The sequence below is a fragment of the Lacipirellula sp. genome (genome assembly GCF_965279485.1).
GTDB lineage: Bacteria > Planctomycetota > Planctomycetia > Pirellulales > Lacipirellulaceae > Lacipirellula.
In genome coordinates this window covers 3660781-3674662 of the sequence record NZ_CBDIIC010000002.1, presented here as the reverse complement: position 1 = coordinate 3674662, position 13882 = coordinate 3660781, and the positions used below count along the sequence as shown (strand labels likewise).

The 13882-nt window shown below is 61.8% G+C and carries 18 protein-coding genes and 1 riboswitch; of the genes, 2 read left to right on the top strand and 16 right to left on the bottom strand.

Features of this window, described 5'->3' with window-relative positions; genetic code table 11:
* Positions 1-6: 6 nt before the first annotated feature.
* From ACQY7R_RS22355 to ACQY7R_RS22325, 7 genes are all read right to left on the bottom strand, one after another.
* Positions 7-1500, bottom strand: coding sequence for a hypothetical protein (locus tag ACQY7R_RS22355; RefSeq protein ID WP_428307767.1), 1494 nt, complete (start codon positions 1498-1500; stop codon positions 7-9).
* Positions 1501-1893: 393 nt separating this feature from the next.
* Complete coding sequence (locus ACQY7R_RS22350) at positions 1894-2190, bottom strand: hypothetical protein (RefSeq protein WP_428307766.1); 297 nt, start codon at positions 2188-2190, stop codon at positions 1894-1896.
* A 306-nt stretch (positions 2191-2496) separates the two neighbouring features.
* A complete protein-coding gene (locus ACQY7R_RS22345) occupies positions 2497-2850 on the bottom strand; it encodes a hypothetical protein (protein ID WP_428307765.1) in 354 nt (117 codons plus the stop codon).
* A 315-nt stretch (positions 2851-3165) separates the two neighbouring features.
* The gene (locus ACQY7R_RS22340) at positions 3166-4632 is read right to left on the bottom strand and encodes an NADH:flavin oxidoreductase (RefSeq protein ID WP_428307764.1); all 1467 of its coding nucleotides are present in this window, start codon (positions 4630-4632) and stop codon (positions 3166-3168) included.
* 129 nt (positions 4633-4761) lie between these two features.
* Entirely contained in the window at positions 4762-5082 is a 321-nt protein-coding gene (locus tag ACQY7R_RS22335) for a DMT family transporter (protein ID WP_152097105.1), read from the bottom strand.
* 31 nt (positions 5083-5113) lie between these two features.
* Positions 5114-5176: riboswitch (guanidine-III (ykkC-III) riboswitch) on the bottom strand.
* A gap of 148 nt (positions 5177-5324) precedes the next feature.
* On the bottom strand, positions 5325-5495 hold the full coding sequence (locus ACQY7R_RS22330; RefSeq protein ID WP_428307763.1) for a hypothetical protein: 171 nt from the start codon (positions 5493-5495) through the stop codon (positions 5325-5327).
* A gap of 129 nt (positions 5496-5624) precedes the next feature.
* Positions 5625-5798, bottom strand: coding sequence for a hypothetical protein (locus ACQY7R_RS22325; RefSeq protein ID WP_428307762.1), 174 nt, complete (start codon positions 5796-5798; stop codon positions 5625-5627).
* A gap of 368 nt (positions 5799-6166) precedes the next feature.
* Between ACQY7R_RS22325 and ACQY7R_RS22320 the strand changes: the two genes are divergently transcribed.
* The gene (locus ACQY7R_RS22320) at positions 6167-6523 is read left to right on the top strand and encodes a hypothetical protein (RefSeq protein WP_428307761.1); all 357 of its coding nucleotides are present in this window, start codon (positions 6167-6169) and stop codon (positions 6521-6523) included.
* 399 nt (positions 6524-6922) lie between these two features.
* Here ACQY7R_RS22320 and ACQY7R_RS22315 read toward each other — a convergent pair whose 3' ends face one another.
* The 6 genes from ACQY7R_RS22315 to ACQY7R_RS22290 form a co-directional block, all read right to left on the bottom strand.
* The gene (locus ACQY7R_RS22315) at positions 6923-7129 is read right to left on the bottom strand and encodes a hypothetical protein (RefSeq protein WP_428307760.1); all 207 of its coding nucleotides are present in this window, start codon (positions 7127-7129) and stop codon (positions 6923-6925) included.
* 41 nt (positions 7130-7170) lie between these two features.
* On the bottom strand, positions 7171-7323 hold the full coding sequence (locus tag ACQY7R_RS22310) for a hypothetical protein (protein WP_428307759.1): 153 nt from the start codon (positions 7321-7323) through the stop codon (positions 7171-7173).
* 338 nt (positions 7324-7661) lie between these two features.
* Complete coding sequence (locus ACQY7R_RS22305; RefSeq protein WP_428307758.1) at positions 7662-7919, bottom strand: hypothetical protein; 258 nt, start codon at positions 7917-7919, stop codon at positions 7662-7664.
* A gap of 349 nt (positions 7920-8268) precedes the next feature.
* Positions 8269-8442: a hypothetical protein gene (locus ACQY7R_RS22300; RefSeq protein WP_428307757.1), complete on the bottom strand. Its 174-nt coding sequence runs from the start codon at positions 8440-8442 to the stop codon at positions 8269-8271.
* A gap of 62 nt (positions 8443-8504) precedes the next feature.
* Positions 8505-8762, bottom strand: coding sequence for a hypothetical protein (locus tag ACQY7R_RS22295; RefSeq protein ID WP_428307756.1), 258 nt, complete (start codon positions 8760-8762; stop codon positions 8505-8507).
* 50 nt (positions 8763-8812) lie between these two features.
* The gene (locus ACQY7R_RS22290; RefSeq protein WP_428307755.1) at positions 8813-8980 is read right to left on the bottom strand and encodes a hypothetical protein; all 168 of its coding nucleotides are present in this window, start codon (positions 8978-8980) and stop codon (positions 8813-8815) included.
* Between the two features lie 824 nt (positions 8981-9804).
* Here ACQY7R_RS22290 and ACQY7R_RS22285 point away from each other — a divergent pair.
* On the top strand, positions 9805-9954 hold the full coding sequence (locus tag ACQY7R_RS22285; protein ID WP_428307754.1) for a hypothetical protein: 150 nt from the start codon (positions 9805-9807) through the stop codon (positions 9952-9954).
* 480 nt (positions 9955-10434) lie between these two features.
* Here ACQY7R_RS22285 and ACQY7R_RS22280 read toward each other — a convergent pair whose 3' ends face one another.
* The 3 genes from ACQY7R_RS22280 to ACQY7R_RS22270 all read right to left on the bottom strand — a co-directional run bounded on the left by ACQY7R_RS22280 (position 10435) and on the right by ACQY7R_RS22270 (position 13038).
* On the bottom strand, positions 10435-11484 hold the full coding sequence (locus tag ACQY7R_RS22280; protein WP_428307753.1) for a hypothetical protein: 1050 nt from the start codon (positions 11482-11484) through the stop codon (positions 10435-10437).
* Between the two features lie 719 nt (positions 11485-12203).
* Entirely contained in the window at positions 12204-12386 is a 183-nt protein-coding gene (locus ACQY7R_RS22275; RefSeq protein WP_428307752.1) for a hypothetical protein, read from the bottom strand.
* Positions 12387-12792: 406 nt separating this feature from the next.
* The gene (locus ACQY7R_RS22270; protein ID WP_428307751.1) at positions 12793-13038 is read right to left on the bottom strand and encodes a hypothetical protein; all 246 of its coding nucleotides are present in this window, start codon (positions 13036-13038) and stop codon (positions 12793-12795) included.
* Between the last annotated feature and the right edge of the window lie 844 nt (positions 13039-13882).

The window sequence follows — 13882 nt, the reverse complement described above, 5'->3', positions numbered from 1 at the left end:
TCGAACTCAGCGGACGAAGGCTCCGTCGGCCGCCCGGACGTGAGTAGGCGGAAGGGCGAAATGGGGGGCTCGGATCGGTACGCTTGGTGTCGAAATCGGTTGTGGCGAGGCATCGCTCTTCATTCCCGAATCGACGCGCATCGTCACGCTTGCCAGCGGTGAGATGCCGAGCGTGCCCGACCAGGTTTCGTAAGGCCGGCCGCGGCGTTCGTCGTCTTTGAAAAAGGCCAGGTATGTCAGGGCGTCGGCGGCGATGAACTCTTGCTCATGCGGGGCGAAGCGAGTCTGCTCGTAAACCCGCCGCCACGTGCCGCTGTTAAAGTACGCCTGATTCAAGACATACCCTTCCGCGAAGCTCGCGTCCAGCGGCACCGTCTCGTGCGCGTGGGTGTGGCCGTACACAATATGCTTGGCCCGGCGGTTCCGGAAGTCTTGCTCCGAGAGAGCGTGCTGGTAATACGAGCTGTTGTCGGCCCCGCGGAGCTGCCACATCCATTGGGCAATCCAGCTGGCCCAACCGACGGAAAGCCGGCGGCTGAATTTAAGCGCCTTCTGCAGTCCGTCGACGATGTCGACTGGGCACCAGGTGTCGCGGTGCCGGACGAACGGGTGGTCGAGGAACTCGTCGGCCAGCTGATCCCACACCTTCTTCACCTGCTTGCGCACAGCGGGGTGGGGGCAGCTGCGCTCCAGCAAACCGTCGATCCAGACCGGCACGAGCAGCAGCGGACGGATGTTGTCGATCTCGCGGAGGCCCGAAAGGACCGTCTCGGGCAGATCGTTGGCCAGTTCCTTCTGCACCTGCACGCCGAAACGATTGAGCAGTTCGATAACGATCACGTCGCCCAGGCTGCTGGCGTTGCGGTCTCCCTCGTAGTTGAAGGGATCGTACACGTCGCCGTGACGAGCGAAGACCTTGTGCCGCCGCATCGTCTGCAGCAATTCGTTGCATTCCCACGCTTCGTGCGGGAATGGTGAATCCGGATTCGTGGCGAGGCCCATGTGCAGGGCGATCTGCCGCCGCAGACGCGAGTAGTTCTCGCCGGGCAGGTGGTAGAACCAGTCGTGGTTCCCCACCATGTAATGCGTGTGAACGGGAATCGGCAGCAGCTGGCGATCAGCCGGCCGGCCGTCGCGCGTCGCGGCGGGGATAGCGATCCCTTGCTGCGCGAGCTTGCGGAACTCGCCGAGCGCTTCTTCGTTGCGACGCAGAATGTCGGTAGTGATCTGCGAGACCATCTCGAAGAACGCTGGCGATTGCGGATCGTCCCACGGCCGAGCGCGGCCTGTCAGCCAGCGGCTCGAACGGATGACGTCGAGCACATCACCGAGCAGGAGTAAGTCGATCCGATCGATCGGCCGATAACTGCCATCGCGGCGCTGCGAGGCTCCCATCGCGAGATCGGCAATCCGTTCTCCCAACAGCTGAAAGGCGCCGGGCGAGATCGTCGATCCGCTCGTTCCATCCGTCAGGTGCAGGTCGCTGATGATGACCAACATGGGCGTCGCAGCATTTAACGGCAGGCGTCGTGCGGCAGTGCGCAGACTCATCGGGCAGTAAAGGAAAACTCCTTATGGGCTTCATCGGTAGGAATTGCGTGTTGCATGAGGATTCTTCCGTGCACGACGACTTCGCTTGAAGTGCTAGCAAGCCTAATGGGGTGCCACTGGCATCCTGCCAGTGCTGAAGCGGGAACACGCTCGGCACATCGCACTCGCCGCGGCGAGTGGCACACAAATGCTCCACCAATCGTCAGCGCATAAATAAGCCGCCTGTCAGCGTGTGCTGACAGGCGGCATGATGTCGTTCGCCACCCGCACAGTTCCTGGCGAGACGACCACATTCTTCATGTGCGAATTAGGCTGCGACGTTCGGCGCCGCACCGGATCGGGTTAGTAGCCGAAGCCGCCGATGCCGATCGAGATGCCAGGGCCGTAGAACCCACGACCGCCGTAGTAGCCTCCGCCGTAGAAGCCACCGCCGCCGTAAACGACGGGGCGATAGGCTGGGTACAGCACGGGACCGACCACCGGGCGAGCCACGGCGGCACGGGCGACGGGATAGGGTGGATAGGCGACGCGGCGAACCGGAGCGACCCGGCGGACGAAGATCCCGGCGTCTGCCTGAGGGGCGACGGCGAGCGTAGTTCCCGCGACAACGGCGACAGCTAACAGGATGCGCTTCAACATGACTGACTCCCTCTGAAACGATGTTCCTCGTTACGCGGCGGCTAGGTGGATGACACTCTTCCTGCGTTTTCCGCTGCTTGATGGAACTCAATTACGCAGCCGGCGTGCCAGTTGGGCCACGATTGCTGCAAGTTATTACGAAATATCCACTTAAGGCACCGCCGCCGCAGCTAGCGGGATTCGGCAGCTGACGATCTGCCGTCACTTTGACGCCAGCACGCTCAATCCGATACGGGCCGCTGCGGCCTGGAACCCGCATTGGACTGGCCGCTAAAGCGGCCAGTCCGAAGTGCTGGTAGACGCTGCTTAGAAGCCGAACGACACGCTCACGCCGCCGCGGCGATAGCTGGGGCCGTAGCAGCGCCCGCCGTATCCGTAGCCGCCGTAACCGCCATAGCCGCTAGTCGGGACGCGGTAGTAACTCTGATACGCCGGTCCGTAAATACTCCGAACTTGCGTCGGCCCGCTGTAGCCGAACCCATATCCGTAACCGCCGCGATAGCCGCTTTGGTAGTGGTGATGATGGTGGTCGTAGTGATCGTGATGTCCGCCATGATGACCGCCGCCGTGACCATGATCGGCTTGCGCGGTCGACGCGACGCCGAGGCCCAATCCCAAGGCCGCCACCGCGGCCAACGACAAACAGCACTTGCGTAACATGATGCTCTCCCTGGCCCGTGGCGGGCCCGATACAGATTCCACCGTTCGGGTTGCACCGGCGAAGAGCCGAGCGTCCGAAGCGTTCTGCAGGAGTAGGAGGCATCCGCTGTGCCAATCACGGCGCAGCGCGAAATAACGGCCATTTCAGGCCGATTTTGAAGCTCCGAGTTGCAATCGAACCGCTACGCAGCAGTTGCAATCTCGTCGAATCGACGGCAGTTGTCATCGAATCTGCAGCGCTGTGATGCGCGTGCTCTCGGTACAAGCGTCGGCCACTCGCCGATGCAACCGGAATTTTCAAACCTGCGGAAGCTGCTACCCTTCACCCAGCTTCTGCTTAATCGCCACCAACTGCTCGCGCTCCGGAATTCGCTTGTAGTACTCATCCAGCGGATAGCAGCCCGAAATAAGCCCATGCCGCGGCGCAGTAGTGCAGTCGCTGAACGTCCGGCACACCAGCTTCCGCTTCAACTTGCCGTCGACGAGACAATCGTGCGGCAACTCGGGGTAACTAAGCACCATCCGGCCGAGGCCGACGAAGTCGACCCAACCGTCGCGCACGGCGCCCTGCGCCGCGTGGGGGAGGTAGTCCTGCAGGTACGAGTAGCCGCTGCCGACGAGCGGCACGTCCGGCAGCGCCGCCTTGCATTGCCGCACCGCGTCGAGTTGCCGCCAGACGCCCACGAGCGGATCTTCCGGCGGCTGGTAGCCGTCGCTCGGCGGGAAGATCGCCGGCCGTTGGATGTGGGGGACGTAGTAAGGACTGCCGCAGGTGATGTTGATCATCGCCACGCCATGCGCGACGAGTCGCCGCATCAGCTCGATCGGCTCGGCCAAATCGAAGCGCAGCGGATCGCGCTCGTCGACGCCGAAGCCCCAGCCGTAGGGGAGCAGCTGCGCGTAGTCCATCGGTTGGCCGGCCTCGCGACTCGTGCGATACGGCACGGTGTCGAACACGCTGAGCCGCACGCCGATCATCAAGCTCGGTAGCTCGCTGCGAATGCGATCGATGATGGTGAACAACACGCGAGAGCGGCCGTCGAGGTCGCCGCCGAACCGCCCGGGGCGCGTCCGCGCGCTGAGGAACTCGTGCAGCAAGTAGCCGTGGCACGCCTTCACGTCGACGAACTGGTAGCCGACGTCGGCGGCTAGATGCGCCGCGGCGACGTAGTCGTCGATCAACTTTTCCAACTCGTCGTCGGTCAGCACGCAGGCGTCGTCGGCGGGATCGATCTTGAACTTCTCATCGAGCAACGGGTGATGGTACGCGATCCGCGGCGCCCACTTGGCGTGATCTGCCGGCTTGCAGAAGCGGCCCGAGTGGGTGAGCTGCAAACCGACGAGCAAGCCGTCGAGCGAACCGCACTGCTCGCGATGCCCGGCGTGGCACTCTTCGAGCAGCTGGGCAAGCCCGCGCTTGTTGTCTGCCGTGGCGAGCGTTTGGTTCGGATTCGCGCGGCCGTCGGGCTGCACCGCGGCCGCCTCGCCGCCCCAAATGAGCTTGGCGCCGCTGCGGCCGAAGTTCCGCCACCGCCGCAGCGTGTAGTCGCTCGGCGAGCCGTCGCGATGGGCGTCCCACCCTTCCATCGGATGAATGCACCACCGATTGCCGACGCGGAAGCCACCAACGTCGATCTGCTGCGCGAGCGGCGAACCGGCCGCGGCCGTTTGGATCTCGTCGCCGAGCGGTAGCGTGGCGTTCAGTTCCGCCAGCCGTGCACGCAGCGCGTCGACGCTCTTCAGTTGGGCGATCTTCGGGTACTTGTCGGCTTCGGTCGGCATAGTTGCGAATCAGCGAATGGAGACGGAAACTCGAAGCGGCCCAGTATCTCATATCTCGCGCAGCAGGTCAGCGGCAGGCGCGGCATCGGCCGGGCTGCTTATTCGGCAATGGCTTCTAGCGATTCGCGATCAGTGCCCGGAGGTAACCTTCAAACCGATCACCGCCACCAGCAGCATCGCGAGGAAGAACAGTCGGCTGAGCGTGACCGCTTCTCCCAATAGCACGATGCCAAGCGTCGCGGCGCCCGCGACGCCGATGCCGGTCCACACGGCGTAGGCAGTGCCGATGGGGATCGTCCGCGCGGCAAGCGAGAGCAAGACCATGCTGCCGACGATCGCCGCGGCGGTGAGCACGCTCGCGAGGGGCTTGGTAAAACCGTCGGTGTACTTCAGGCCGATGGCCCAACCGACTTCGAGCAATCCGGCAACGAGCAAATACCACCAATGCATGACGACGCCTCCTGAACGAGTGAGAAAGTTCGGAGCGTCGTCTTCGCGTGACCGGGTACGGCGCGTCTCGTCCGGGGCAGCAGTTGCCGGTTGAATGATAGCCGTTGAGGCGGGGATTTCAACTCTCGCTTGGGGCTGGGGATTGAACCGCCAAGGACGCCAAGAGCGCCAAGGAAATGCGGGGGAGGGACCGCGAATCACGCGAATTTGCGCGAATGGGAAGAGATCGATGGCCCTCTGTTTTATTCGCGCAGATTCGCGGTTAGTGCTTTCTTCTGCGCGGGTTGTTCGACGGGCATGTCGAAGCGTTGGCTCAGCGGTGAATCGCGATAGTCGAGCGTCCGTTCGATCGCTTGGCCTTCGATCATGCGATGGGCGGCGGTGATGCCCGACTGGCAGCCGGCGAGCACCATCGCGACAGCGAAAAGGAAAAGGGCTCGGCAAGTGGGTGCGAGGCGGCGACGCATCCGGCAGTTTGTACTCGTGTTGCGGCATTGGAGCTAGTTCATCTGACGCGATGCCAGCATTGCCTGCGGCGAGGTTCAAGCTTTGCCAAGCGCCGCGCGAAGCTTCTGCTCAAGCGTCTCGGCCTCGAGCAGCTTGGTAGTCCGTTCCGCGTAGGAGCCGCCCTTCTTCACGAAGGCGAATTTGGTTTTGAGGCAGTCGAGGGCTTCGATGAGCTGCTCGATTTCGTCGGAAGTGAGGTCGAGGGACATGAGTGATGCGGCGGTGGGTGTTTTGGTGAGTAGGTGTTTAAGTGAGTAAGTGAGTAGATGGCGCTGCGTCGTCGTGCGATGGCGGGTATGTGGCGCGCTGTGGGGCGCTGTGCGGTGAACTGAGTGTTCACGTTAGCAAAACAGGTGGCCCAGTTTCGACAACAAAGTTTGCGGAATTGTTGGGGCGGCGAGGGAAGGGGGCGGGGACGCTGCGCCCCCCCCCGGTTTGAAGAACCGGGGGCTAAGACGAAACCGATGCGTGGCCGATATGCGGAAGTTGGCTGTGCGCCGCGATATACTGGCCGCTCTATTCCGAACTCTTTTCAATGGCCTCGCAACCATGCCGGGCTCTAACGGGGAACGCGGCGATGATGATTCGCTTGATACCAAAAGTCTTCTTCGATCGGATGGAGGAGGGGCTCGATTTGTTCGTCGATGGATTGGGGTTTACGGTGCTGCATCACGACGGCGATTTGGCCGTCGTTGGCCGCGACGGCGCCAAGGCGTACGTCGTCGCGAGCGCGGAGTATGCCGCGAAGGATCGGCCGGAGATTTCGATCGAGACCGATACGATCGAAGAGATCCATCGCGAGGTCTCCGCAAAGCGGCCCGATTTGCTCCACCCGAACCTTCCGCGCGTGACGCAGAGGCCGTGGGGAGCGCTCGAATTCGCACTGCTCGACAAGACGGGCGTGTGCGTCGTCTTTCGGCAGTGGCCGGAGTAGTGGTCGGGAGCGCGAAGCACCTAGGGGTGCCTGTGGTCCCAAAGCCCGGGCCGCGGAGGGTTTCGCCGGATCACGCGAACGAGCGCCCACGCAGCCAAGCCCATCAGCCCAACCACTGCCAGGGCGAACACGATCATAACAACTAAAAAAATTGCCGGAATGTAGCTTTCCATCGATCGACCATCGGCGGAGATGAAAGTGGAGTTCCCCGCATTCTAACCGTCGGCGTGGAAATGCAATCTGGAAACGACCGGAAATTGGCAGTGTATCCCAAACCCGAGATGGAGGAGCCTCACCCCAGCCCATTGGTTCGCCGCATGCTCCTGTCGCGGCGGGCGATTTTCTTCGCGGCAGGGCAGGGCGAGAGGAAGTCGTGAAAGGCGGGTGCGAGTGCCCAGCCTACTTCATGATCTCGGCGACAGCGGCCTGCTCCGCGGCGAGGTTCACGGTTCCGCAGTTCATGCAGACCAGGGCGCGGACCTTGACCGAGCTAAACAGTGACAGAAACCGGCGAGATTCAGGCACGAAGCGAACTTGGTGATAGCCCCACAACTTTCCGGGCTGAAGTTCGGCGCTGCTGCAGCGGACGCAAGTGTTTGGATTCATGCCGGTATTCTAAAACGCTTTGTCACGGTTTGCGAGATTCGTCACTGCACTTCCCAAGCGGCGACCTGCGCAACGCCGGCGGCCGCGAGGACAAGCGAGCAGACGAGCACGATCCATCCCGAGACGCGGCCGGGGCCAAACCGCGCGGCCAGGCCGTCGAGAATCCAACCGAGAATGATGTCTTCGCCAAACATGCGATCTTATTCGCTGCTGAACGCCAATCTTGGCGATCAAAGCCCGGTCATCTTGGAAAACGGGCCCGTTACTTGGTGCGGGCGGCGATGCAGATGAAGGGGACGGCAGTAGAGTGCGGCACGCGATGGCGTCGCCGGAGATCAGACGCCCCACCCCAGCATGTAGAATAGTGCCAACGCCACGGTGCTGGCTAGCATCATCCAGTCGCCAGTGGTTAAGCGGTGCTTGTTCATCGCTTTGGATTATAGGCATCGACGTTGATCGGCATGCGTCGGTGACATGCTGCTCGCGAACTAGCCACCCGACTCTTGGCATCACGAAACATTCCCGCCTGAGATCAGCGGCGCTCCAGCATCTCGGCGGCAACTCGAAGCACGAGCTTGCGGCCTTCCGTCTGCACAACGACCGTCACGGGCAGCAGCATGCTGTGCTGCTTGGGGTTCACGGCGCCGACGACGTCGTGGGCTGACGTCGGGCTGGCGACGACGCCGTCGAGTCCGGCAAAGTCACCCGCTTTAATCCGCACCTGCTCGCCGACCTTGAAGATGGTGTAGCCCATCGCCCTAGTGTGGACGTGGTTTACCACGGATGCCATAGGACTTCATGGCATTTGTCTGACAAGTTTCTCTCCGGACGAGGGTTCAGCTGTCACGACCGTACTCCCCCAAAAGGGGCGTTAAGTCGTCATGAAGTCCCCTAACGATTCAGACTCCCGACCCGGCGCTGCGTTAGTCGCGGGCGTTCATCGCCAGAACAAGCAGCCACGCCCAGAGCGGCAGACTGAGCAGCCCCACCCCAAATGTTACCCCGCTAACCCATCCAGGTTGCCGGTGCTTAACGGCTGAGTGGATGAGGTTTAATGCAAGGGCCATATAGGCAAGCATAGCGAGAAGTCCCATGCCCCGCATTTTACCCGCCGGCGCGGGAATGCAAACGGCGATTAGCTAGGCAAGGCGTTCCGCGAGTCGACGGCGGCTACTGATGCGGCGCCATGTCGAATAGACTGCGGCGACAACAGACCATACGATGACGATCTCCAGAAGCCCGGGGCGTAGCATCGATCCGAGGAACGCGCCGCTGGCTAACGCGGCGAGCAACCAGTAAGGGAAAGACTGCATCGGATACTCCCAGAAGAGATGGTTCCGCAGCATTGTAGCTGAGGATCTTCAGGCCGCCATGCTTACTCGCGCCCCTCAGACTCCCGAGCAGGGTCAGCGGCGGGAGCATGGCTATCCAAGATCGTGATTTCCGACCACAAGCCCTTGAGCCCGAAGCGGGCGACAAAGTGGCTGAAATCTACGAAATTCCCTTTGCTGCTGATCTCGCTCGGCGACGACCAAACGGCATCGCATTCATCGCACAACCAGATGGCCAAGCCGTTCGCGTTGATACGAGCGGGGCGAATGACGCCTTGACCATCGCAGCGAGGGCATTTCATACCCGCATTCTAACTACCGGCGCCGGAATGCAATCTGGCGACGGGTGAAGTCAGCGATACTCTTCCCGATCGTCCTCGCGAACGAAACTCCAGAGGATCACGCCGACGAGCAGCACCAAGGGAGCTAATGCCCTGGCGCGGACGCTTACCGTCGCGGCGAGAAGAAGCGCTGGAACGACGATCCAGCAACCCACAACGAGCATTTGGCGGTATGTCATGGGGCGTCTTTTACGAAACGCCGCATCTCCGCACCAGTCAATTTGGGCAAGCTGCTCCACTCGCAGGGCAGGAACGGCACGCTTACTGGCCCCAATCTCACTCAGCCCCCAGACTCACGGCTGGGGTCAGGGGCGTTGCTTATGCGTCAGATATTGGGCGATCGCTATCCCAATGACTAATGCGACGCTCAAGAGGTAGATGGCAATCGCAACATAGGGCGACCATCCGAGAAGGGCCCCGATCCCCGCGATGGGCATGTAGACCGCAATCGCGAGCACGGGGTGGACTAGTACAACGGTGAATAAGGAGGGCCTGCTCATGCCCGCATTCTAACCGCCGGCGCGGTCGGGATCTGGGGCATCATTCCCAACGGGCATGAGCGAGGGGATCGGCCTCAGCGGAGATAGCTCCCCCCAGTCGAGCCCGAACAGGTGACTCCCGGCGCATCCTGCCAGCAGGCCAACCAGCGTGCTAAGTAGCAGCGTCTTTCGCATAGCGAACTTCTACGGATTTCCAGCGCCCTCAACAACGTCATCCAGCCGCCACACATAACCCCGCCCCCGGCCGGGGTCAGCAAGTGAATCGCCAAACAAAAACGAGGAGTGCTGCCAGCGCAGCCAAGATGAGGATCGCGCCGGCAGGAGCCGGCCCCGCTGCCGCGAGAGATCCCCCGATCGCCGCACCTAAGATAGCGGCTCCGCCAACCGCTTGGAGCGTCCTCTTCAGAAAGGGGTCAAGCTGTGGCATGCCCCGCATTCTAACCGGCGGCGTGGGAATGCAATCTCGGTGGCCAGAATGGTGCTCGCCGGACGAAGAAGTTGGTATGGAAGCCGACATCGCGCAAATGATCGCCGTGCCAATCATCTACCTTGTGGCCACGCCCTTCATTCTCGTCACCGCCCCGTTCCGACAGAGCGGCGTCCGAGGCGGCTATGCCGCTATTCACCGGTGGCTGTCGGAAGTGTTGCGCTGACCCGCCTTCTCTTTCGTGGGTCGCGCACTTACGGCCCCACTAGCCCGCACGCGAACTCCTGGCCGGGGTATGTAGAATGAGGCGATGAGAGAATTCGCTCACTGGTCGATCGGCCTGCCAATCGCCGCATCCACGCTCCCTGTGATGAGGCCGACGCCGGGGTTCATCGGATTTGCCTTGGTCGCGTGGGTTCTCTGGATAGTCTCGCGAGTACGTCGAGGCAGGATATCGCGTACAGGACGAGCGTTTGTCATCGGTGGGGGGATCCTGTCTGCACTGACGATTGCGTCCGCAATCACAGACGCCATGTCTCCCATCGGATCTCGTAGCATCTGGCCGATCGTCGGACTAGTTACTGGCGCGTCCGCGATGCTCGTTGGCTTTCTCTTCGTTGCCCCGCCGAGCGAATAGCCCCCGCCTAGAAGGGTCCCATATTACCTCCTCGTTCTCGCACTCCGCGTGGGAACGAGAGCTACGAGGTCACGCAGCGCGGCGGCTGCGGGCGGCTCGTTTTTTGGCGGCTTTGGCCTTCTTCGCCGCGGCGCGTTGCTGGCGGCGCTCGTTGCGGCGCTGACGGTCGAGGCCAGCGCCGGGCAATTGCAGTCGCTCGCGCGGGTCTTGCGCGGCGGGATGATCGACTTCTTCCGTATGGCGCCGCGCGTCGGGACATTCGTCGTCGCCCCTCCGCTTGAACGTCGCAACGACATGCTCCATGCGATCGGAGTTCGTCGAACTGGCCGCAGCGGGCTCTTTTGTCGCGTCGCATTCTGTCGCGTTGCATTTTGTCGTTTTTGCGATTTTTGGCGACACAATTCCCACGGGAGGCCGCTCGTCGCACGCTTGCTGACGGCGCTCTTCCGCGAGACGATCCCCTAGTTCCGCACGCTGCGCTTCCCGCGCGGCCTCCCGAGCCGGACTGGCGGCGACCTCCGCCGGAGCGATCGGCGGCGGCGCGATGACGTCGCCCTGTTCGTCGCGGTCGTGCACGACGCGGACGTGCTTGCGACACTCGACGTCGGCCAGCGGCGTCTCACAGGGAATTTTTTTCACCCGCGGATTGCCCCCCGGGCCGAGCAGCGGGAAGCAGCAGTCGACCGACTTTTCGATCGCGGCTTGCGTTTGCTGGTAGAGCGCCGCGCGGCACTCCTCGGGAACGGCCGCGAGCGCCGTCTCTTGGAGATAGTCGAACGCCGCGGCGACGAGTTTGAAGCTCGTCATGTTCGCCGGCTTGCGGGCGAACTCCTCAGGCTTCGTCCGCTCGAGCAGCCAGGCCGCGGCCCGCCAGTGCGTTCGCGCCGCTTCCACCATCAGCTTCCTCGGATTGGGTTTCTGTTGGAGGGCGAGCCGCAGTTCATCGTCGAAATCTTCATTGTGGCGGCGTTCGCGCTGCACGGTCCGTAGCGAGACGTCGAGCGACTCGGCCGCTTCTTCGACGCTGTAACTTTCCTTCGCAACGAGCTCGCAGAGGCGCGCCTGCTTCGCCTCGTCGAGCACCCGCCGCCGGCCGCGGAGGTGATTTTGCATGATCATGCTTTTCTCCTTTAGTTGAATTAATCGCGCTGGCGGCGCTCTTTCGCGCGCATGGAGTGATCTTTTGTTCACGTTAGCAGATTCGGTGGCCCAGTTTCTACAACGAAATTTGGCCGCGTGAGAAAATGGCGTCACGCCACGGGGTCGGGGACCTTTTGCCACTGGGGACCGTCAATTCAGTGGAACGCCGCCAGTGGCAAAAGGTCCCCGACCCCGTGGCGTGACGCATCGCACCCGGTTTGAAGAACCGGGGGCTAAGGAGAAAAAAGATGCGTGGCTGAAAATTGGGGCTTGCTGCGGTGCGGCGCGATTAACTCCTCGCCGCGGTGAGATGGGTTGCTGCCCTTAGCCCCAGACTCCCGGCCGGGGTCAGGAGGCTGGCCGGGGGCTGCGCTGCCACGGCGAATTCTCGTCTCTACGCCACGCAATCCATCCCGGTGGCAAGTCTGCAATCGCGAGAACAGTCGGGTCGCGCTCGGAAATTTCACTGAGAAGTACAACGGCGGCATCTTCAAACTCAGGCGTGCCACCGTCTAAGAACTGCCAAGCGTGATCGTCTTCGTCATGGGAGACGTAAAGAATTGGAACGTCGCCGAATACGATGGATCGCAGCGTAAGAGTGGCGCAATTAGGCGGTTGATCAAAGGGCCAAGCTTCGTTAGTCATGCCCCGCATTCTAACCGCCGGCACGGGAATGCAATCCGGCCGCGGTCAGGGCGCTATCGGTCCGCCGAGATTCTCCAGCCCGTCAACCGGAGAACCAGCGACTGAAATGCAACCGTAAGAAGGACCATCGCGAACATCTTCATGGCGAAGCTGTCGGTGTCGAGCCGCGACGCGAAGAGATAGGCAGTGAAGCCCCCGAGGAGTGTCGAGACGAAAATCTTGGCGTTGGTTTCCATGTCCCGCATTCTAACCGCCAGCGCAGTGCAATCACGAGCGGGCCTCGCTCCGCTTCCACTCGGAATTCACGGCGGCGCGTCGTGCAATCCAGCCCGGCGGCAAGTCAGCAACTTCGCGGAGGGTCGGATCATGGGCGACGACCGTGCCCAGCGAAACAACTGCGCCGTCTTCCTCTGGGAAATCTCCGCCCGGGAAAAATAGCCATCGATGGTCTTCCCTCCTGTGGCAGACCAGGAGAACTGGCACCCTCTCCAAAAGAATGGAGAGCATGGTGACTGAACGAGAGTTGGGTGGCTGGTCGAAAGGCCAAGGCAAGTCATTCATCGACGCATTTTAACCCCCACTTCGCGGGGCTGCACACTTACGACTTCACGACCCGCTCAGCCCCCAGGCTCCCGGCGGAGGTCAGCTCATGAGTGCAATGAGCCAAACGAGATAGAGCGCGAACGTGGCAACCATCACGGGAGCCGCCACGGCCCACGCTGGAAGTCGTGGGCAGCCCAACCATTCAGCCACTTTAACGCCGCCGAACAGAATGCCCCCGATGACGGCGCCATCCCTGAGCGGATACAGAATGTCGTAACTGTAGAGACTGCGAAACGCCAGTAATGCGGCGACTGCTGCTCCGGTGACTGAAAGTAGCGGCCTCATGCCCCGCATTCTAACCGCCGGCGCGGGAATGCAATCGGCCGGCTATGACTAAGGGCATGAAGACCCCTCGTGATCCCGCTCCCCTTTGTGCCGAAGTGAGTAGACGCTTGCTCTTGGTCTTCAAATACGACGACGACCTCGCCGAGGCCGAGCGATTGCTGGTTCATGAGTGCGGAAGAAATCTGCCCCACTCTGAGAATGCTTCCCCCGAAGATTTAGAGAGAGTGAGAGTTGCGGCCCTAAAACTTTCGGGAGGCAACATCGAATCACTCCGTAAGGCTATAGACTTAGCAAAGAGTGACTTTCGCGACCTACTTATGGCGGCCGGCTTTGCCTTCTCGATAACTGCCCATCTAGAGTGGTTGCCGCCCTACAAATCGCCCAAAGACCGTGCGTCACTTTCCTTCACCCCTCCGCTGGGGGTCGCACACTTGCGAACCCACGACCTTTAGAATTGGCGGCATGATGCTCGCAACTATGGTCTGGGACTGGAAGACTGACATCGGCCTAGTGCTCGGCGCGGCTGCCGTAATCTTCCTCGTTGCATGGGGATGTTGGTTGCTCCTAGATAATCGACCGCCCAAATAGCTCTTCCGCCGCCGCTTTCAGCCCGCCACACATAATCCCGCACCACCCAAGAAGGGGTGTCGGAGGTTTTGGCACGCTGGTTGCATTTAGTAGCTCGCCAAAGCCACCCAAGCATGCGGCTGTTAGTCGTGCCGGAACGCGACTAACCGGGGCCGAAACAGAGAAGAGTTTGCAAGGGGCCGGCAAAGAGAGGCAAGCGACGAGGCTCGTAAACGGTTAAGAGGCAAGAGTTTGCGGCGACTGGCAACCCTCCCTG